This window comes from Arcicella rosea, from assembly GCF_040543805.1.
GTDB classification, from domain to species: domain Bacteria; phylum Bacteroidota; class Bacteroidia; order Cytophagales; family Spirosomataceae; genus Arcicella; species Arcicella rosea.
This window is the reverse complement of the sequence record NZ_JBEUMS010000013.1, coordinates 67306-89234: the sequence shown is the minus strand read 5'-3', so window position 1 is coordinate 89234 and position 21929 is coordinate 67306. Positions and strand designations below refer to the sequence as shown.

General features: G+C 36.4%; 12 protein-coding genes. 4 read left to right on the top strand and 8 right to left on the bottom strand.

Features of this window, described 5'->3' with window-relative positions:
- Positions 1–33 precede the first annotated feature (33 nt).
- The gene (locus ABID42_RS16630; RefSeq protein ID WP_367284630.1) at positions 34–1332 is read right to left on the bottom strand and encodes an ATP-binding protein; all 1299 of its coding nucleotides are present in this window, start codon (positions 1330–1332) and stop codon (positions 34–36) included.
- Between the two features lie 763 nt (positions 1333–2095).
- On the opposite strand from ABID42_RS16630, the gene ABID42_RS16625 reads away from it, so the two are divergent.
- The 4 genes from ABID42_RS16625 to ABID42_RS16610 all read left to right on the top strand — a co-directional run bounded on the left by ABID42_RS16625 (position 2096) and on the right by ABID42_RS16610 (position 6499).
- Positions 2096–2785: a hydrolase gene (locus ABID42_RS16625; protein ID WP_323689295.1), complete on the top strand. Its 690-nt coding sequence runs from the start codon at positions 2096–2098 to the stop codon at positions 2783–2785.
- An 87-nt stretch (positions 2786–2872) separates the two neighbouring features.
- The gene (locus tag ABID42_RS16620; protein WP_367284629.1) at positions 2873–4648 is read left to right on the top strand and encodes an amidohydrolase; all 1776 of its coding nucleotides are present in this window, start codon (positions 2873–2875) and stop codon (positions 4646–4648) included.
- A 2-nt stretch (positions 4649–4650) separates the two neighbouring features.
- Positions 4651–6021 carry an alginate export family protein gene (locus ABID42_RS16615; RefSeq protein ID WP_367284628.1) on the top strand — a complete coding sequence of 457 codons (1371 nt, stop codon included), beginning with the start codon at positions 4651–4653 and terminating at the stop codon, positions 6019–6021.
- A 34-nt stretch (positions 6022–6055) separates the two neighbouring features.
- Entirely contained in the window at positions 6056–6499 is a 444-nt protein-coding gene (locus ABID42_RS16610; protein ID WP_367284627.1) for a DMT family transporter, read from the top strand.
- A 5-nt stretch (positions 6500–6504) separates the two neighbouring features.
- On the opposite strand, the gene ABID42_RS16605 is transcribed toward ABID42_RS16610, so the two are convergent.
- From ABID42_RS16605 to ABID42_RS16575, 7 genes are all read right to left on the bottom strand, one after another.
- On the bottom strand, positions 6505–8055 hold the full coding sequence (locus tag ABID42_RS16605; protein WP_367284626.1) for a glucuronyl esterase domain-containing protein: 1551 nt from the start codon (positions 8053–8055) through the stop codon (positions 6505–6507).
- Positions 8056–8088: 33 nt separating this feature from the next.
- Positions 8089–10005 (bottom strand): sialate O-acetylesterase, encoded by a 1917-nt coding sequence (locus tag ABID42_RS16600; protein WP_367284625.1) that lies wholly within the window; start codon positions 10003–10005, stop codon positions 8089–8091.
- Positions 10006–10051: 46 nt separating this feature from the next.
- Positions 10052–12628, bottom strand: coding sequence for a glycosyl hydrolase 115 family protein (locus ABID42_RS16595; protein WP_435521482.1), 2577 nt, complete (start codon positions 12626–12628; stop codon positions 10052–10054).
- Between the two features lie 225 nt (positions 12629–12853).
- Positions 12854–15586: a beta-galactosidase GalB gene (gene galB, locus ABID42_RS16590; RefSeq protein WP_367284623.1), complete on the bottom strand. Its 2733-nt coding sequence runs from the start codon at positions 15584–15586 to the stop codon at positions 12854–12856.
- A 70-nt stretch (positions 15587–15656) separates the two neighbouring features.
- Positions 15657–16958, bottom strand: coding sequence for a glycoside hydrolase (locus ABID42_RS16585; RefSeq protein ID WP_367284622.1), 1302 nt, complete (start codon positions 16956–16958; stop codon positions 15657–15659).
- 140 nt (positions 16959–17098) lie between these two features.
- Positions 17099–18784, bottom strand: coding sequence for a RagB/SusD family nutrient uptake outer membrane protein (locus tag ABID42_RS16580; RefSeq protein ID WP_367284621.1), 1686 nt, complete (start codon positions 18782–18784; stop codon positions 17099–17101).
- Between the two features lie 12 nt (positions 18785–18796).
- On the bottom strand, positions 18797–21790 hold the full coding sequence (locus tag ABID42_RS16575; RefSeq protein ID WP_367284620.1) for a SusC/RagA family TonB-linked outer membrane protein: 2994 nt from the start codon (positions 21788–21790) through the stop codon (positions 18797–18799).
- Between the last annotated feature and the right edge of the window lie 139 nt (positions 21791–21929).

Below are 21929 nucleotides of genomic sequence, written 5' to 3'. Positions count from 1 at the left end.
AGCACATCGTTGAGCTTTCAAAGGATTTCATTTTTAAGCTAATGGAAATTCTAATCTTCCTGCCCAATAAATTGGAATGAAGTTTAATTTCCCTTGAACGCCAAATGGTGCATTTGAAAAAATAATCGCTTGAGCAATATGAGGATAATGCTCTAACAAATAATGTAAACTTTTTAATGACCCACTTTTTCCAGATTTCACTTCTATTGGTATAATTTGTCCTTCTCTTACCACAACAAAATCAACCTCTGCACTACTTCCTGGGCTGGTTCTTGCCCAATAAGTTAATTCTTCTTTTTGCGAAGCAATAAGTTGTTGTGCTACAAATTGTTCCGCCAACATTCCATTGAAAGCAGCGGTAAGACTCTTTTTCAAGTAAATGTCCAGAAAAGACAGTTTACTTTTTCTTAACAACAAACCAATATCAAGATGAAATAATTTGAACTGTTTTCCTGAAGGAGAAAGTGGTAAGCCCGAAATCGATACATTCTGAACTGCATTCAACAATCTGGCTGTTCTTAACACTTCCACTCCTTTTTTAATAGTGGGACTTGAAAAACGTTCTGATAAATGGGTATAAATAATTTGATTGCTAATCAATAAGGCACTTTTTTCTAAAATATCGTTTAGTGCATCTCCATCAACTGTGGGTTTATACTTTTTAAAATCTTGTTCATAGGAATACAGCAAATTATCTTGAATTTCCTGTACTTCTTTAAAGTTCTGATTGCTGACAAAACTTTGTACACACTCAGGCATTCCACCTACGATAAAGTAATTGTTGACTTCTTCATTCAGTATCGTTGTTACAACTTCTGGTAAAACTGTAGGCTTTTCATTTAAAATATTGGCAACTGCATCCTTTTTTCTAGCCAATAAAAACTCATAAAATGTCATAGGATGAAGATTCATAATATCTACTCGACCAACAGGAAAAGGTTGGTTTCTAAACTCAAAGTCTAATAATGACCCTGCGGCAATAAGGTGTAACTCTTTTTTATCTTCAAAAAAATATCTCAAACTGCCCAAAGCATCGGCACAGGCTTGAATTTCATCAAAGAAAAGTAAATCATTGGCTACATCAATCTTGATATTTAAAGCAAATTCAAGTTCTAGGAGAATCCTGTTTACATCAAAATTGGTTTTAAAGATGATATGTAAGTCTTTTCTTTTCTCAAAATTGATAGTGATTACTTTCTTGTCAAAATATTCTTCCCCGAATTTTTGAACTAGCCAAGATTTACCCACTTGTCTCGCTCCATTTAGCACAAGTGGTTTTCTTGTTGGCTTTATTTTCCAAGCCGCTAACTCATTTATTTTTTCTCTGAACATAAAATGTACTATTTTGTCAATGCTAAATAATAGGAACAAATATAAAGACAAAACAGCTAAGTTTAACATTATGGTTATTATTTTAAATTATTTATTTAAAATAATAACCATAATGTTAAACGCATTTGTAAATATCATCATTCGAATGAAGTTCTTTCATTCTTGTCTTAGTTCAATGAAAAGTAAAAATTGAAGTGCTAATTTTGAATCATCAAACGTGATAAAACAAAGTTAGAAACGAACAAAATAAGTAATTCCCTTTCTTGTTCTAGTTCAATGAAAAGTAAAAATTGAAGTACTAATTTTGAATCATCAAACGTGATAAAACAAAGTTAGAAACGAACAAAATAAGTAATTTCCTTTCTTGTTCTAGTTCAATGAAAAGCAAAAATTGAAGTACTAATTTTGAAGCATCAAACGAGGTAAATCAAAATTATGAATGAACAAAATAACTAATTTCCTTTCTTGTTCTAGTTCAATGAAAAGCAAAAATTGAAGTACTAATTTTGAAGCATCAAACGTGATAAAGCAAAATTAAAAACGAACAAAATAAGTAATTTCCTTTCTTGTTCTAGTTCAATGGAAAGTAAAAATTGAAGTACTAATTTTGAATCGTTAAGTTAATAATCACAATATTTTTATCCAGTAAATAATCGGTCTTAACATTACTTCTTCAAATAAGAGGGTTACTGTTTACGTCCAAATTTTTCAAAAAAATCAATTTTCAAAACACATACAAATAATTTTAAACTAAACAAAAATCATGAAAAAGACTATTCTTACTCTCGCATTCGCTGTAGCATCATTTGTTGGATTCGCTCAAAAACCTTCTCCAATGTTGCTTAACCCAACCAACCACGCTTTAGTATTAATCGACCATGAATCACAAATGGGATTTGCGACAAAAAGCATCGAAATGACTGATTTACGTAACAATACAGCCATCGTAGCAGGAGCTTCTAAAATCTTTAAAGTACCAACAGTTGTAACTACAGTAGCAGAGAAGTCATTTAGCGGTCCAGTTTTTCCAGAAGTTTCAGAATTTTATCCAGTTGCTACTTCAAATTATATCGACCGCACAACCATGAATACTTGGGAAGATGTAAACGCACACAAAGCGATTGTAGATAAAGGCAAGAAAAAAATCGTTTTAGCAGGCTTGTGGACTAGCGTTTGTATTGTAGGACCAGCTTTGTCAGCTATCAGTGAAGGCTATGACGTATATGTAATAACGGACGCAAGTGGGGACGTTTCAAAAGAAGCCCATGAACAAGCCGTAACTCGTATGGTTCAAGCGGGAGCACACCCAATTACTGCTATCCAATATTTATTAGAATTGCAACGTGACTGGGCTCGTAGCGAAACTTACGTACCAGTAACTAACCTTGTGAAAAAATACGGTGGTGCTTACGGTATCGGTATCCAATACGCTCACGAAATGTTGAAACACTAATCGATAATTATCTAAAGACTTTAGGTTACTGATTAACCTAAAGTCTTATTACAAAATTCTTTCCTCAATACCCTTCTTCTTACAAATATGAAAACTTTATCCTCCCTCGCATTTTTACTTTTTGTTTTGATTGGCAAGACCTTCGCTCAACAAAAAGCAGACATGATTATCATCAACGGAAAAGTAAATACGCTCGACGACACTCATCAAAAAGCCGAAGCTGTGGCAATTGCTGGCAATAAAATCTTAGCCGTTGGAACGAACAAAGAGCTGTTAAAATTGAAAAATGCCAAGACTAAAATTGTAGATGCTCAACAAAAAACCGTGATTCCGGGTTTGTTTGATAGTCATTTGCACGTAATTCGTGGTGGACGTTTTTACAATACTGAATTGCGTTGGGACGGTGTAAAAAGCCTAAAACGTGCCTTGGAGATGTTAAAAGAACAAGCCCAAAGAACTCCAGAAGGACAATGGGTAAGAGTAGTTGGTGGCTGGAATGAATATCAATTTGAAGAAAAACGTTTACCAACTATTCAGGAAATCAACGAAGCTACTGGCAATACGCCTACTTTTATTTTGTACTTGTATGGTAAAGCGTGGCTAAATCAGGCGGGAATCAAAAAGTTAAATATTACTGGAGAAACTGCGAATCCTGTAGGAGGTTTAATCGAAAAAGATAGCAACGGAAACCCAACAGGCTTATTAATTGCAGAACCGAATGCCTTTATTTTGTACTCTACTTTAGCAAAACTTCCAGAATTAAATAACGAAGAAAAAATCAATTCTACGCTACAATATATGACCGAACTCAATCGCTTGGGCGTTACGGCTGTTATGGATGCAGGAGGTGGATTTCAGAATTTTCCTGATGATTATAACATTACTGACTCGCTCAATAAAGCAGGCAAAATTACTGTCAGACTTCCCTATTATCTTTTTGCTCAGAAAAAAGGAACAGAGTTGAAAGATTATACTCGCTGGACTGGAATGGTTGACCTTGAGCATCAGCATGGAAATGGCATCAACGAAATTGATTATCACGTAGAAGGTGGTGGCGAAAACTTGGTAGCCGATGCCGCAGATTTTGAAAACTTCCTTTTCCCTCGCCCAGAATTGCCAAATTCGATGGAAAGTTCATTAAAACCCGTTTTGCAATTATTGGTAAAAAATCGTTGGCCATTTCGTTTACACGCTACTTACAACGAAAGTATTTCAAGAGATTTGGCGGTGATTGAAGAAGTAAACAAAGAAACACCATTGAACGGATTAGTTTGGTTTTTTGACCATGCCGAAACCATCAGCGAAGAAAATATGCAACGCATCAAAGCATTAGGTGGTGGCATTGCAGTACAACACCGCATGGCTTATCAGGGAGAAAGTTTTATTCGTCGCTATGGAAAAAATGCAGCATTGGCGAGCCCGCCCGTAAAAAGAATGCTTGAATTAGGGATTCCTGTAGGTTTGGGTACAGATGGTACTCGTGTAGCTTCTTACAATCCTTGGGTTTCGCTGTATTGGATTACTTCAGGAAAAACCATTGGTGGCACACAAGTAATGGCAAAAGAAAATACTTTGGATAGAAATACCGCTTTGAAATTGATTACTGCTGGTGGTTACAATCTTATCAAAGAACAAAACAAAGGTAAAATTCAAGCAGGATATTTGGCTGATTTGATTATTCTGAGCGATGATTATTTTGAAGTAGCTGAAGAAAAAATCAAAGATATTACTTCTGAATTGACCATTGTTGATGGTAAAGTAGTATTTGGTACAGGTACTTTTCAAAGTGTAGCTCCACAAGCTTTACCTGTTATTCCAAGTTGGAGTCCAGTGAAATATTATGGTGGTTTTCAAACCAAATAAGTATGAAAAAGCTGCTGTGGCTATTGGGTATTTTAAGTTGGAATACTTTAGCATTTGCTCAAAATCCAGTTTTCAAAATGTTGAGATATGATGAAAATTGGACTTCGTTTAAAAAAGATACAGGTAATAACTGGTATAATCATTTGAAATATAGTTCAATAAAAAATTCAAACAAAAGTTATATTTCAGTTGGTGGCGAAGTAAGATTTCAATACTTCGCCATTAAAAACGAAGATTGGGGCGATACTCCTGCCGACAACGACGGTTATGTTTTAACTCGTTATTTAGCGCATATCGATTATCATATTAACCCGACTTTCAGAGCCTTTTTTCAATTACAAAGTAGCCTTGCCAATAGTAGAATCAATCCGAATCCAGTAGAAAAGAATCCTTTAGAAATTCATCAAGCTTTTGTAGATGGTTTTTTATATCAACAAAAAGGGAAATCAGTTTTATTGAGAGTAGGTCGTCAAGAATTAATGTATGGTTCGCAAAGATTGATTGCAGTACGAGAAGCACCGAACAACCGCATGGCTTTTGATGGTTTGAAGTTTATTTTTCAACAAAAAAATCTTAAATCAGATGTCTTTTATACGCATCCCATTGCCAACAAAACAGGCATTTTTGACGACACTTTTAATAAGAATACTCAATTTTGGGGCTTTTATTCGGTCATTAATCATGCTCCTTTATTGAATAATATCGACTTATATTATTTGGGTATTCACAAAAAACAAGCTACTTACGATGCTGGAAAAGGAGAAGAAATCAGGCATTCGATAGGCACAAGAATCTGGAAAAATAAAGGTGATTGGCAGTATGATTTTGAAGGAGTTTTCCAGTTCGGGACATTTGCACAGCAAAACATTTCAGCTTGGACTTTGTCATCAAACACTACTTATCAATTTAGTAAAACGATTTTAAAACCTACTATTGGTTTAAAAACAGAAGCGATTTCGGGTGATAATAATTTGGGCGATAATCGTTTACAAACCTTTAATCCGCTTTATCCTAAAGGAGCATATTTTGGTTTAGCTGCTTTGATTGGACCAGCCAATTTATTCGATATTCACCCATCTATTGATTTAGAATTGAATAAACAATTAGCATTTGGTATCGACTATGATATTTTTTGGCGACTCAGCCGAAAAGATGGCATTTATGCCCCAAATATGTCGCTGATTTATTCAGGAAAAAATAGCAATGAGCAATTTATTGGCAAGCAATTATCCACAAATTTGAATTATCAATTAAACCCTTTTGTATTTTTTAAAATAGAAGGAACTTGGTTTAAATCAGGCGCATACCTGAAAGAAGTAAGTGCTGGAAAAGATATTTTTTTCACTGCTTTCACCACACAATTAAAGTTTTAGCATTAAGAGTATTCATCTTTAAACAAACAATATCATGTCTAAATTTATATGGATTTTCTTGGTAGTATTAGCAGGCTCATTACTCCCAATTCAAGCAGGACTCAATACTAAAATGGGCAAAGCAATTGATAGTCCCGTTTGGGCATCACTTATTTCATTTGCTGTTGGTACGCTAGCCATGTTAATATATGCTGGTGTTACGAAACAAGGTTTTAGCATTTCAGAATTACGTAACGTTCCAGCACATACTTGGCTTGCGGGTGTGTTAGGCGCATTTTATGTAACTACCATTGTATTGGCATTTCCACGTTTAGGACCTGCGCTTACTTTTGGACTTGTGGTAGCAGGTCAATTATTTATTTCTCTTTTACTCGACCATTTTAATATTTTGGTACAAGTTCAACATGGTGTTAATATTTTCCGGATCATCGGTATGCTTTTAATTATCGCTGGCGTCGTGATTATTCGCTCATTTTAAATTGATTATTTAGCCACTCGTTCATATTTGAGTAGCTTACTTGCCCAAGGAATGAAAAACTGAAAATTTGGCGCATCTGTATGTCCTCCATTATGTTGTCGCCAAGCTAATTCGCCATCAAGTAATCCAGCAAGTACTGGTGGCATTTTTTCATTATGATAGTCGTTACTTAGACCCAAATCTTTAGCACCTAATAACTTAAATACTGTTCCTGCGGCAATAGTGGCTTTATAACTGCCCACTTGGTCAAGCCATTTGGCATCGCCTTTTTCTGGAATTCCATAACTAATAAATGTAGGACGGGGTGCACAAAGTGCCAATAATTCATGCGAATCTATGGGAAGGTCGCAACCCGTTTTACTTCCAAAAGACGATTCTGCGGCAGCATATTTTAGATAATTTCCTGCCATCCAATGAAATTCACCACTACTGGCAAGGCTTTCAACGGCTTCGCCAAAAACTCGTCGTTGCAAGGTTGTTCCACCTTTCCCAGAAGAACCAATCAATCCAAAAGCAAAACGTTGGTCAAAAGCCATTGTTACCAAAGCAGCTTTTCCGTATCTTGAAACACCTTCAATGCCTACTTGTTTGGTATTGACCAATGGCTCAGTTGCCAAATAATCTAATGCTTTCGATGCGCCCCAAGCCCATGCTCTTAATGCTCCCCAATCTTCAGGTTTTCTAGCCTGACCTTTGTTTACTAAACCAATTACTCCTCTTGTCAAACCCGCTCCATTATCTGCTTGAATGCTATTGGCTTCTAAAGTACAATAACCCCAACCCGCAGCGAGTAATTGTTCCGTTGGGGCTGAATCGCCCGTAACGGGTGGTGCAAAAAAACCTGCACTTGGCAATCTTGTAATGGGTGCATAAGCGGGATAACGCTCAAAAATCTCTTTCATTTCAGGATTACTCTTTATCATCATTTCCTTAAATGCGATATTGATTTTTTCCATATCAGCAGGATTGGGCTGTGCAGGCGATGGCAAAGCGGGAAATCCGAACATCATCAGTACTGGAACAGGTCCTTTTACATTAGCTGGCAAAACCAATACCATATTGATGTTGACGTTTATCAACGGATACTCGCTATTATCTACATGACCGATGATTTGCTTCGCAACCACAGGAATACGTCCAACTAATTCATTGTCAGTTACTTTTATCGTCCAAGTTACTTTAGGTGCATTTGTGGGGACTTTCCCATACATTTCTTTTTCAAAATCTGCAATGATTTCGGGGCGACGTAAATTCCACCATTGTTCAGGAGTAGTTACTTTTTTGCCATTTTTAGTTATCAGCGCATCAGGCAATTCTGGACAAGGATTCGCCAGATTTTCATCATAATTTGCATGGTTTGGGTCAGCTTCATTGCCACTTGGTCCAGACCTTAGTTTTTTAATCCCCAACTGTTGCATCATATTGGCTTGATCTTGTTGCGCCGTAAATGTGGTGAGTGGTGGGTATTTGTTACTATCAACAACCACAGATTGCTGTGCCAAAGTCCAATGGCTAAAACTCAAAGAGCTTATAATGATGACGAAGTATTTTTTCATGAAAGACATAGTTTTTTAGTTTAATATCAATGATTACTTATCCGTTCTAAACGGTGAAGCTGGTAATCCTTCTTTATTATAAAGGTTTGGATTGACAGGGTTATCAGCCCAAGCGTATCTTACATAAAGTGGTTTTGTTACTTCATCGCTCCAAACAATTACTTTATCGCCTGCTATTGTAGCTTTAGCCCAAACGAATTTTTTATCTTCGCCAGCGATGGCAAAATCACTTAATACTTCGCCATCATGACTGACCAAGCCTGAACCAATATTGGAAAAAAGAAGTGTAATTTTATTTTCTTCAATGTTTGAAGATTGAAAAATTGGACCAGATGAAGTAATATTTTCTTGATAAGCAAGCTTCATCGCTGACAATGAAAGGCGTTCGCCAACGTCTTTTTTATTATCTGGATGAATATCGTTCCATTCTCCTAAGTCAATCGCAACGGTCATTTCAGTGTTGGGAACAGACAAAGTATTCAACTGTGCTTCTCTAACAATTGCCATATTACTTTCGGAAGGCAAATAGTTATAATCCATAAAACCAGGCAATTGAATATACAAAAAAGGCAATAAATCTTGTTTCCATTGATTTCGCCAGTCGTTTATCAAAGCAGGTAACAATTTTGCATATTCATGAGGACGCCCAGTATTACTTTCGCCTTGATACCAACAAAAACCTTTAACCGCAAAATTAATAACAGGGGAAACCATCGCATTAAACAAAGCCGTCGGCTGATTTTGTGCACTGATTCCCATGTTTCCGATCATAATACTTGGCTTAAAAACAAGACCAACTTTATATTGCCAAGTGCCTTTCAGGTCAACACTATCCGTTTCTGAAAAAATACAATAAGGTTTATCAGGTACAAAACCTCCTTTGCCAGCGTTATTTGTTACTCTTACCACAAAGATGTTTTTCCCTGCTTTCAAGACATCGGCAGGCACTTTATATCGCCTTTGCGGATATAAATAGGTGGTATTGCCAATCTTTTTGCCATTGATATACAGTTCGTCGGCATCTACAATTCTACCTAAAAACACTTTTACTGATTTACCAACCATCGTAGCAGGAATCTCGATTTCCTTTCTGTACCAAACTACGCCATTGAGGTCTTTTATTCCTTGGTCTTCCCAATATCCCGGAATATTAATATTTCGCCAGTTTTTCGGTGTGTAAGCTGTCTCAAACCATTTTGTATTTTTTAATCCTTCGTCAATTGCTTGTGGAGTATTATTGGGAATCGCTTTTCGGTTCAAACTATTCACATAAGATGTATCTTTATTTTTTTCGATAATGGCTTTTTGCATGGCAAAATCCTTAAAACCTTGCTCGCTTATCCATGCTTCGATGGGTGTACCGCCCACACTTGCGTTAATAATCCCGACGGGAACTTGATATTTTTCATGTATTTTTTTGGCAAAAAAATAAGCTACCGCCGAAAATGGACGCACATCTTCACCCACCGCCGATTTCCATTGTCCATTCGGAAAATCATTTTGTGGCGACTGCAAATTGGTAAGCGTAGGAATCCAAAATTGTCTGATTTGAGGATTATTAGCTTCCGCAATTTCTTTAGCATAAGTAACATCGTGAATATTCAACTGATGAACCATATTACTTTGTCCGCTACAAAACCATACTTCACCAATCAAAATATCTTTTACTTCAACACGAGTATTGCCCAAAATTTCCATCGTAAAAGGTCCACCCGCTTCCATTGCTGGTAAATTTACTTGCCAATCGCCTTTTACATCTGTAATCGTTTTATAACTTTTACCCTTAAATTTCAATGTGATTTTTTCCTTCGGCTTCGCCCATCCCCATATTTTAAGATTTGTATTACGTTGAAGTACCATTCCATCACTGATAAGTTTTGGCAAACGTAATTGTGCTTGTGTAATGATACTTATCGTAAAGAATAAGCAACTAAATAGTAATTTTTTCATCTTGTTTTTGTACTCCATAGTTTTAATTTCTTTATCAAATTGGACTTTATTTACTGATATTAAGTGTCTCTACTGAACCAAGGTAGTTTTGTTCTGTCATTCCAAAATCCAAGACTAATTTCTGTAAAACAACGCCAGTAGTTACCATCCAATATTTTACAGTATGTTTGCCTTTTCCAACAAGTGAGTGTTTACTTGTTTTGATAATGATATTTTCGGAAGCCCATTTGTTCCAAATACCTTTATCACTTGTTTTATCTTCTTTGTTCAAACTGATGATTTGAGGCTCTCCATCATCTACAGAAATAGCATATTGCAAACCATTTTCTGTTCCGTAGAAATTCAAACTTGGTGAAAAGTAAGCTTGAATCGTAACATCACCTTCACTAAAAGTATAAATTTCATATTCCAGATGCGAAGCGTTTCCTTCGGGTTTTTGCTCTTTAGCGGTAACAGGAAAAGTAGTAATCGCCGAACCAGTTCTACCGTGGTCGGGCAAGATTTTCCATGCTATACCATTAGTGTTAATCGCTTTAGTAAAATGGTTTGCCTCAATGACAACCCCATTTTGTTCGTCTTGATAAAAGACATTTCCTTTTGTATTGTTTGGATTCTCGGCTCTTTTTACTGGCTGAATTGCTATTTCTTTTTTCTCAATAACAGCCTCATCGCTAAGATACTTTACTGCTGGCATCTTCTGTTTTTCGGGCTGTTGCCAATAAGTATAACCAATATGCGTTTGGCTCATCAGATGATTCCATTTGCCATTATTCAATTGATGATACTCGCTTGTAATGACAGAATCCTTAGCAAAAAACTGTTTTACTTTATCGGCATAAGTATTGGTTTCTTTCCATTTGTTCTCAAAAGCTTCCTTGTTCAAAGCCACATTGTAATACATTTCATTGAGATTTGCACAGGCTTTAATGGGATGTAAAACCAGTTGAAAATAGGCATCTTGATAGACTGGAGATAAATATTTTTTGATGCTCTCGGCTTTTTGCAGCAAATTATTATAGTCTGTCACTACGGTTTTCCATTCGCCAGTTTTCAGGTTGTAAGTATTTGCATCTAATAATTCAGGCTTCCGTCTTCCATTGTATTTACTGTATTGATTCAGCAAAAAGGCTATTTCTTTGGCATATTTATCGCCAAATTGCTTGCTTGCCCATTGTTCGCTATACTGTTGTAAATCATTAGCTTGAATCTTTTCAGGATTCCAAGCATAGTCTAAAAAGAAAGAAATTGGAAATTCCATCGGTTTAATATCGCCCACATTTACAATCCAAATATCTTTCACATGGTGTTCCCAAGCCAAGTGCATTTGTTCCCAAATTCGGGGAAGCGGATTCGTATTCAACCATTTGTAATTACGTGGACCGCCTACATAATCAAAATGATAATAAATTCCATAACCGCCTTTGCGTGGTTTGGCATCGGGCTTAGGAAGTTTACGAAGATTTCCCCAGTTGTCATCACAAAGTAGAAGCGTTACATCGTCAGGTACAGTCATTCCTTTATCGTAATAATCTTGAACTTCTTTGTACAATGCCCATAATTGTGGGGTTTCGCTAGCTGGTTTGCCCGTTACTTCGCTAATAATATCACGTTGGTCTTTTACGATTTTTTCTAATAAAGCCGTTGCCGTTTCTCTTGACATTGGTTCGTCGCCATCACCTCTCATACCAACGCTTACAATTTTTTCATTGGTGGCTCGCTTCATGCCTTCTCGCCAAAATGCCTGTAGTTTTGTCGGATTACTCTCATAATTCCATACGCCACCTTTTTCTCTTCGCCATTCATCATGGGCACGCATCAAAGGTTCATGATGCGACGTTCCAATCACAATGCCATACTCATCGGCTGTTTTGATATTCTCTGCATCGTCGGCATAAAAAGCACTTCCCCACATGGCTGGCCAAATGTAGTTTGCTTTTAAACGAAGTAATAATTCAAATACTTTCCCATAAAATTTGTGGTTAAAACCACCAAATTTTTCTTTACTCCAACTTGATAAAGCAGGCGCTTCATCATTGATAAAAATGCCACGATATTTCACTTTTGGACTTCCTTCTGAATAGCGACCATTCAAAACATAAATTTCATCGTGTTTTGGCACAGGGACATCAGCCCAAAAATACCAAGGCGAAACACCTATTTGTTTAGATAAATCATAAATGCCATAAATTGCTCCTCGCCTATCTGAACCAACAATCACCAATGCTTTTTTGACATGAGGAAAAGGATTTTCAATCGTTTGAATCACAAATGTTTCCCATTTTCCTTGAAGGCTTTTTACATCTATTTTCTTTTGAGCCACCAATGCGTCAATCCATTGATTTTTTCCTAAAGTACCCACAATAATAATTTCATTGTGCTTGCTAAGTTCCTTGATAATATTATTTTTTCTGCCTGTTACTCGTTCAACGTCCATTTGCAAATCATTCGTAGCACGAATGACGGCTTGGTCATCTTCTTTTGAAATCAAAATGGGAGCTATTTTACTTTTTGAAGCAAGACAAAAAGCTTTTTCTTTTGATTGAAATACAATGTAATGATTGGGATTTATGCAAAAACCAGATAGTGGCAATAGTAATAAGAGTACTTTAAAAATGTGCTTCATCATTATTTATTTTTTGAGCTATGTTTTTGAACATATTCAGACAATATTAATCTTTCAATTAGGATACACGATAGGTATTCCTGATTGAAAGACTAAAACTTTTGATTACATTTCAAGTGTGGATTTTTTTGGAGGCGTAAAGTAAATAGAAATGGTAAAAATTGAATGTCACAGAACACTAAATCTCTATTCCATTTGTTCAGAGAACAGATAATTCTATGAGTATTATTGTATTTTACTTGATAACTCAATACTTGTTGCCTCTAAGCCATCGGCTTTGATATGTAATTTCATTTTGCCAACTTTCCCTTTTTTTGCTCGAATAATTACCAAAGCCAAGCCATTAAATGCCTGACGTTCGTGCGATGAAAAGGAAACCAAATCAGCAGGATTTCCATTATCCGTTGCTACAATTTCGCCCATACCTTCTATACTGAAATATACTTTATGATTAGCATCTGGCACTGTCAAACCATTTTTATCAGTAATTTTTACCGTGATAAAAGCAAGGTCTTCACCATCTGCTTTGATGATAGAACGGTCTGCCGAAGCTTGTATTTTTGACGCTTTTTCGGTTGTTTTTACAACTTCCTCAGCCCAAATTTTATCATTTTTATAAGCAATTACTTTTAATACTCCCGCTTGGTATTTTACTTCATCCCAACGAAGACGATATTCAAATGCAGCTTTCTTTTTTCTTCCTTGCGATTGTCCATTTAAAAATAATTCTACTTCATCACCCGAAGTAAATACATGCACTGGCGTAATTTCTCCAACACGATTAGCCCAATTCCAATGCGGTAAAATGTGAGCGATGGGCAATTCTGGTCGCCAACGAGCCTGATATAAATAGTATCTATCTTTTTTGAAACCCGCTAAATCAATCATACCAGAATATGAACTACGAGCGGAATAATAAGGCGTTGGCTCTCCAATATAATCCCAACCAGTCCACACAAATTCGCCTGCTACATAAGGATGTCGGTCTTGTGTAGCAAAAACTTTATCGGGCGATGCTCCAAATTGAGCTGTGTAAAGTTCATAAGCACTTACTTCTTTGGTAACAGGATTTCCTCCTACGCCATCGCTCACGGGAGCAGAGTTTTCTGTTGCGACAGGAAAAACATAAGATCCACGAGTACTTAATGCCGATGCTGTTTCGCTACTGACAATCATTTTATCAGGAAACGCTTTTTGAAAAGCTGGATACAATGGAGATGTTCTGATGCCTCCTTTTAAATGTAAATAAGCGGGTGCGTCTCGGATGCCTTCGCCTTGATAATTCAAACTCATAAAATCCATTTCTTTAGAAAATGGCATATCTGGTTTGGCAAAATTTTGTGAAGCAGAAGCTGGACGAGTAGGGTCTTCTTCATGAACAATATCGTGTAATTTTTTAGCAATTTTAGCTCCTTCTACATCGGTATATTGTTCGCCTACTTCATTGCCAAAACTCCAAGCAATAATAGATGGATGATTGCGGTCACGACGAATAAAAGAGCGAGTATCAGGCTCGTGCCAATCTGGAAAAATCAAATGAAAATCGTGCGGTGTTTTCTTCCGTTCCCAACTATCAAATATTTCATCTATGACTAAAAAGCCCATTTTATCCGTTAAATCAAGTAATTCAGGAGCAGGCGGATTGTGTGCCATACGGATAGCATTACAGCCCAGTTCTCGAAGCATTTCAAGTTGGCGTTCGGCTGCTCTAACATTAAAAGCGGCTCCTAAAGCACCCAAATCGTGATGTTGATTTACTCCTTGTATTTTTATTTTTTCACCATTGACCAATAATCCTTTGGTTGGATGAAACTCAATTTTACGAATACCGAATTGCGTATCGTATTGGTCAATTACTTTTCCATTACTAAAAAGACGAGTACGAGCGAGATAAAGATTTGGCTGTTGGGTTGTATAAGCTCCCCAAAGTTTTGGATTTTTAAGTTTTAATGTCTTCCCTTGTTCATAGTTTTCTCCTGCTTTGATACTGATACTTTCTGTTGGAAAACTGGCTACAGCCTTTCCAATTAGTTTTAAAGATTTATCTAAAACATAGATTTCAGTTTTTACTTCAACTTTTTGTGAAGTATTGGCTTTATTGGTGATTTGCAATGACAAATTAATCGTAGCTTCTGTCGCCGAAATTTCTGGGGTAGTGATAAATGTTCCCCACTGAGCTACATGCACTGGAGCTACTTTACTTAACCAAACATTGCGATAAATGCCACCGCCCGGATACCATCTTGCTGAGTGATTTGGATTATCAATTCTAATAGCCAATTGATTATCGTTCCCAACTTCCAAGTATGGCGTTAAATCTAATCTGTAAGAATTATAGCCATAAGGCCAACCGCCAATTAAATGTCCATTCAACCAAACCATGCTGTAGGACATTGCACCGTCGATATCTAAATAAATAATTTTCGTTTTGTCTGTCGCTGAAATATTCAGTTTTTTACGGTACCAAGCTACGCCTTGGCTAGGCAATCTTCCCATACCACCGCCTACTTCTGGTTTATCCCCTTCGTAAAATGCTTGATTAATCGCCCAATCGTGCGGTAAGCTTATTCTTTCCCAAGTATTATCAGTAAAATCACTTTTTATAAAAGGAAAATCTGCCACTGGATTTCCAGCAGGGGGAACGTGTTTTTGAGAAGGGTCTTTGATAAAATCGTTGGCTGTGGGAAGAATCCACGCTTTCAGTACTTGTTCTTTTGCTTCAATTTTTACAGCTTCATCAGGTTTAGCGTCAGCTACTTTACTATCATTTACTTCTTTTATTTCAGGACGAACGTCATAAATAAGTTTGTCGGCATTTGCTTTGTATCGCATAAACCGCCAACCTTCGTTGAGTTTAATTTTTGTCCGCTGTCCGCTAATATTACCAGCGGTGATTGCTATTAGAAAAACAAAAAAAATGGTTTTGTAAAAGTATTTCATTAATAAATTAGTCTGCATTCAATTATTATTTAGCACTAAAGTATGATTTTTTATAACTTAATAACTATAAAAATCAACAAATTAAGTATTAATTATTAAACACGATCGTAGTGGCACTACTTGCTGGAATATCCATTTCTACCGTTTTATCAGTAATTGTCAGATTTTTCTTGGTTAATGAGGTTGTTTCAGTAGTACTGTAGGCAATTGCTGAACTTGGCACCAAACCGTTCAATTGAACACTTTTTACTGTAAATGTCTCTGGATTAATAATCACCACAACAGTCTGTGATTCTTTTTTATAAGCTGTAATTTTTAAATAATTATTAGCAGGAACATCAACACCAACTCTTACAAAACCCGGACGTATAAATTTTGAAAAATGTGAAAAAGCATAACCACGCTTAAGTACTTCGCCATTGGCTGTATTTTGCTCGCCATCACCAATAAAAGAATAATACCGTTGTAGATACCACCAAATGTAGGCGTTCCAGTTGTTAGTCATCGCATTATGAATCGTGGTTAACATTGTGATAGATTCAGCCCATTTAGCTGTTTCAGAATAGGTTTTCCACTCGGCTGCCCCAGTGTTTCCTGTGTTCAAATTCAGTAAATACTCTGTCATCCAGATTTCCTTTTTCTTTTGTTCTGCCAAAGGAAATTTTGCCAATCCACCTCCGTAGATATGCCCAGCTACGATGTCAATTTTTTGTGCAGCTTCATCATCAGAAAGTACTGCATTTGTCAAGTTTTGATTAAAGTTTAAGGATTCTGGTGCAGCAAGTTTAGCCCCAACAATTTGTCCAGGTGCTTTTAAAAAATTGATAAAATCATCCGCTGTATAATCGCATGATTCATAATTTGGCTTCCAGTCTGGTTCATTTTGAATTGATACAACATCAATTTTTGCTCCATTTTGAGCCATATAAGCAATAAATTCATTGATATAGTCTTTGAACGCTTTATAATTTTCGGGTAATAAATATCCTCTGATATCACTATTATTACTCTTTAAGGCAGCAGGTGGCGACCACGGACAAGCCAATACTTTTACTCCATACTTATTTGCTTCTTTGACGGCTTCAATAATAATGGGCCATTCATTTTTATTAGACGATATTCTTACTCTGAAAATACTAAGTCCTAATTCGTTGTCATTCAAGCCAAAAGCTTTAACCGCTTCACTTGGTTTTAAAGATTGTGTCCCCCACATTCTGTTTGCGCCTCCAAAACCAGAAATCGTTTGATAAGTAGTAAGTGGTGTAATCGTTACTTTGAAAGGATTTGTTTTAACCACTACGGGTGTATTTGCTTCTTCAGATGTTTTACAAGAAAAACTGGAAACAAAGGAGAAAATTAAAAGTAAGATTGTTTTTAAGATTTGTTTCATTTCAATCGTTAGTGTTTTAGAGGATTTACTTCAATAGAATCCTGTACTTTAATTAATTCAAAAAGAAATAGAAGAGATAAAACGTGTTATCCCTACTATTTCTTAAGTGATTAGCAGTTAGCTTCTATACTGAAGCTTAATTATAAATATCCTGGATTTTGTTCCAATTTGGCACTTCTGTTTCTTTCGATTTCTCCTTGTGGAATTGCCCAAAGATTGAAGTTTGGTTTCATGTTTACTCCGTAGAATGAATTATACTTTGTTACTCTTTCGTATAATTTACCCATACGCATCAAAGTAAGCATGCGTTTTTCTTCTACACCAAGCTCACGTAATCTTTCATCAAGAATATAATCTAAAGTTACATCGCTTGCCAACACTGGAGATGCCTTCGCTCTTGAACGAACTACGTTAATATCAGTTGCTGCAGCCGCTTGATTTCCCAAACCAACATAAGCTTCTGCTCTCAGTAAATATGTTTCAGCCAATCTGAACATGTATTGGTCGGTATAAGTCCCTCCTGCTGATGCTTTTAACTCATATTTCTTGATTGGGTCTGATGAACCCGGATTCACATACAAACCTGCTGGGTGATTAAATGGCGTCGTTGCTTTTGACTGATAAGGATAAAAAACACGTGAAGGATAAGTAATTCCTGCTCCTGCTGGTGGATTTTTTGTCGAAACTACTTTACCGTAAAAAGGACTCGCTGGGTTTGTTGCCACTACTTCTCTCACGAAATTATGATTGGCATTTCTAATGTCGTTATTGAAATCACTTTTCCAAACACTATCCGCAAAATATCTTGAAGGCTGTAAAAAACCTACTCCTCTACCTCCCGTATAATCTCCAACTGGCCATTGAAAAAGCGCTACACCATTTACTCGCATATCACGATAAAGAGGCACGTGTACTCTTTCTAGTTGATAAGCTCCAGCCATAGCTGTTGAAATAGAACCACCACCTTGAACGTCTGTCTCGAACTGAATCACCCAAAGACCTTCTCTGTTTCCTGCTGTTTTTCTATTTTGATTATTCGCTTGAAACAAATCCCAATACACATCGCCGGGCGTAACTGTAGCACGAGAACCAAATCTGTTTTGCATCAAATCTGTGGCTGCATCGTCAATAACGACTGTTGCTGCATCGGCCGCATTTTTAAATTGACCATCAGCAAGATATACTTCTGATAATAAATGTTGTGCTACAAGATTTGAAACCTCTCCGTCTTTCACCGTTGCAATTGCTGGAAGGTTGGCTGCTGCAAACTTTAAATCTTCTATAACCAATGTCAACACTTCTTTCTTAGTTGCTCTTACAAAATTGGTTTTTTCGGCAATTACTTCTTCAGTAATTAATGGCACTCCACCCCACAAATAAGCCATCGTTCTATAAGCGAATGCTCTGAAGAATTTTGCCTTTGCTTCAAATACAATTTTGTCTTTATCATTCATCGACGAACTAGGAATACGACTAATAATAGTATTTGCATCGGCCACAATCTTATAAATTTGCGTCCAGTGATTATTAGAAAGCGTACCCGACGGGCCAAATTCTGATGATAAATTTGGATTCGTTCCTACAGTTACTTCTATGCCTAAATCTGTTCTGTACAGATAGTGCATTGGTTGCCAGTCACTTCTTGTATAAAACTCGGCTCTTACAGAATTGTAAAGACTGTTAATTGAAGCATTAAAGTCATCCGCCGACTTAAAAGCATTGCTTGTACTTAAGAATGAAAGCGGTGTTTCATTCAGAAAATTATCCCCGCATGATGTGCTGAATAAAAGAAGAACTAATAATGATAATATATTTAATTTTTTCATTTTCTATCTTGATTAATAAACTATGTTTAAACCTACAGTAAAGGCTCTTAATACAGGTCGTCCTCCATTATTCAAACCATTCACAGGGTTGCCATCGGTATCATTATCATTTACTTCTGGGTCCCAACCTTCCCACTTGGTCCAAGTATAAAGGTTTTTACCACTGATATAAAGGTTGATAGATTGTGCCTTCGTTGATTTCAACAAATTGCCTAAGTTGTAAGAAAGCGAGATGTCTTGTAATCTGATAAAACTTCTGCTTTGATACATATTCGGTTCGATTTTAGCTCTACTTCCCGAAATATTTCTTGGATATTTACCTGTAGGATTAGTTGGCGACCAAAAATCAATTCCTTGAATGTAGTTTACTCTAATACTATTGTCATCTCGGAAATATGATGGATTATTGTTTCTCAAATAACCATCTTTACCGCCTTGAATTGAGTTAATTAAAACACTTAGATTAAAGCCTTTGTATTCAAAATTATTCGATAAACTTACACGATAAGCGGGTTCTGCTCTACCCAAAAATACTCTGTCCATTAAAGGAGTAATATCTTTATCGCCATTTTGATCTACAATTCTTACTGAACCAACAGGGAAACCCGCTAATCTTTCATCTGAAAGTTGATAGATTCCGTTTAACTGATAGTTATAAATCGTTCCGATTGATTTTCCGATAAATAAATTACTTGAAATAAGGTCATCTTCTACTCCATCTCCATTAGCATCTACGCCCGTAAGTGATACAATTTTGTTATTGTTAGCAGAGAAATTTACAGTTGACGACCATTTAAAACCGCCTTTATCGACTATTTTTCCCGTAATCGAAGCTTCAAAACCCGTATTATTGATTTGTCCTAAGTTTGTGCTGATACTTCCAAATCCAGTTACGGCAGGAATCGCTACGCTATACAATAAGTCTTTTGTTTTGTTATTATAATATTCAAGTGAACCACTTAATTTACTGTTGAACAAGGTAAAATCAAGCCCTAAATTTAAACCCGTTGTACGTTCCCATTTTAGGTTATCGTTTCCTAAAGAAGTTACTTGTTGACCAAAAGCGGTAGTTCCCCCATCTCCATATACGTAAGAGTATGTATTACCTGTAGAAACCCTAGCAACAGAAGTATAACGAGAAGTTTGGTTTCCGATAGTTCCGTAACCTGCACGTAATTTCAAGAAATCAACTGGTTTTACATTCTTCATGAAGTTTTCTTCTGAAAGCACCCAACCTAAAGCCGCTACAGGAAAAACCCCATATTTGTTATTTTTGGCAAAACCAGAAAATCCATCACGACGAACGGTCGCTGTTAAAAGATATTTGTTCTTGAATTTATAATTGACTCTTGCCATTTGGTAATTCAAGGCTTCGTCCCAAGCATCCGATTCTACAAACTTCGTCGTTCCCAATGATAGGTTATTATAACTTAACGATAGTCTGGTAAAACCTTCGGCTCTTGCATTTACTGAACTGAATTTTCTTTCTACCGCTCCGTACAAAAATGTACCTGTTACTTCATGTTCGCCAAAGGCTTTGTTATAAGTAAGGATATTATCGAAAGTATAATCGTAATAATCTTGCGTGTTTTTATAAGCTGAACCCGTTTGACCAGCCCCATAAATACTTGAATTATATCTTTGAGAAAGACGGTAATTATTCCCAAAGTTCATCCGATACTTCAATCCTTTAAGAAATGGAAAGTCTATTTCTGTGTAAATGTTAGCAAAAAGGTATTTATTTCTATCATAGTCATCAACTTCATACGTAGTAAAAGGACTTGGTTCTAAAGTATTGGTAGGAAAAGGAATCAATTTGCCATTCGCATCATAAGGAACTAACAATGGCGAAATGCGCAAAAGGCTACTGAAAGAAGGTTCTTGTCCGTCTTGATTCACAAAAGAACCCGATGAAACCAAACCCACTTTTAACCAGTCTAAAGGCAGTATTTCAATGTTAGCACGGATTGATTGTCTTTTGAAAACATCATTTACAATAAACCCTTTTTGATTGACCAAAGAACCCGACAACAAATAAGTAACACGCTCTGAACCACCAGAAATACTTAAATTATTCTCAAAAATTGACCCAGTGTTTGTTCCTTCTTGAAACCAATTATAATTGTTTGGCAATAAGTTTCCAGCACCATCACGCATCGCAGCATCAGCAAAATCAGATACTTTAAAATTTGGATTTGGTTCTGTATAGTTGGGTGCTAAATAGGCTTTATCATAAAAAGATTCTGTTAATTGTTTGATAAAACCATCACGCTCATAAGGTTTCAAATTTCCAATGGTAGGCGTTTGCGAAGTATAGGCACTTGAAAATGAAATACGAGGTTTTTGATTGTACTTCCCTTTTCTTGAAGTAATCAAAATTACACCGTTTGCCGCCTGAGCACCATAAACCGCTGTTGAACTAGCATCTTTCAAAACATCAATCGAAGCAATATCGTCTGGATTGATAGATGATAATGAACCTGTGTACTGAATACCATCCAGAATAATTAATACACTTTGGCTACCATTCAATGTTACTTGTCCTCTAATAGAAATTGGAGGAGTTCCGCCTGCACTGGTTGAAAGTCCAACGTTCAAACCGGGAACAGTTCCTTGTAAATACTGACCAATGTTGGTATTGGGCGCATTACGCATTGTTTCAAGATTAACACTGGCAACAGCACCTGTTAAATCAGATTTTTTCTGTGTACCATAACCAACCACCACTACTTCATTTAAAGCCGATAAGTCTTCATCCAACACAATATTGATGGTTGTTTTACTGCCCACCAAAATCTCTTGTGTTTTATAACCAACCGAGCTTAATACTAACGTTTCTGTTGGCGCACAAGTAATAGAAAAGCTTCCTTCATTGTTGGTCGTCGTTCCTCTTGTTGTTCCTTTTATTCTTACAGAAACACCCGTAAGAGCCTGCTCGGTTTTCGATTTAATAGTCCCTTTTACGGTTTGTGCCTTTACCGTAAAGCCAGAAATAAGTAATAGCAAGACACATAATACATTAAAGTATTTCTGATGTTGCCGTTGAAAATTGAGAGAGTTGAGTTTTTTCATAAGACTGACAAATATGATTGTTTTAATAAATTATTTAATCCTCCTTATACAAGAAGGCTTTTTTGATGGCGTA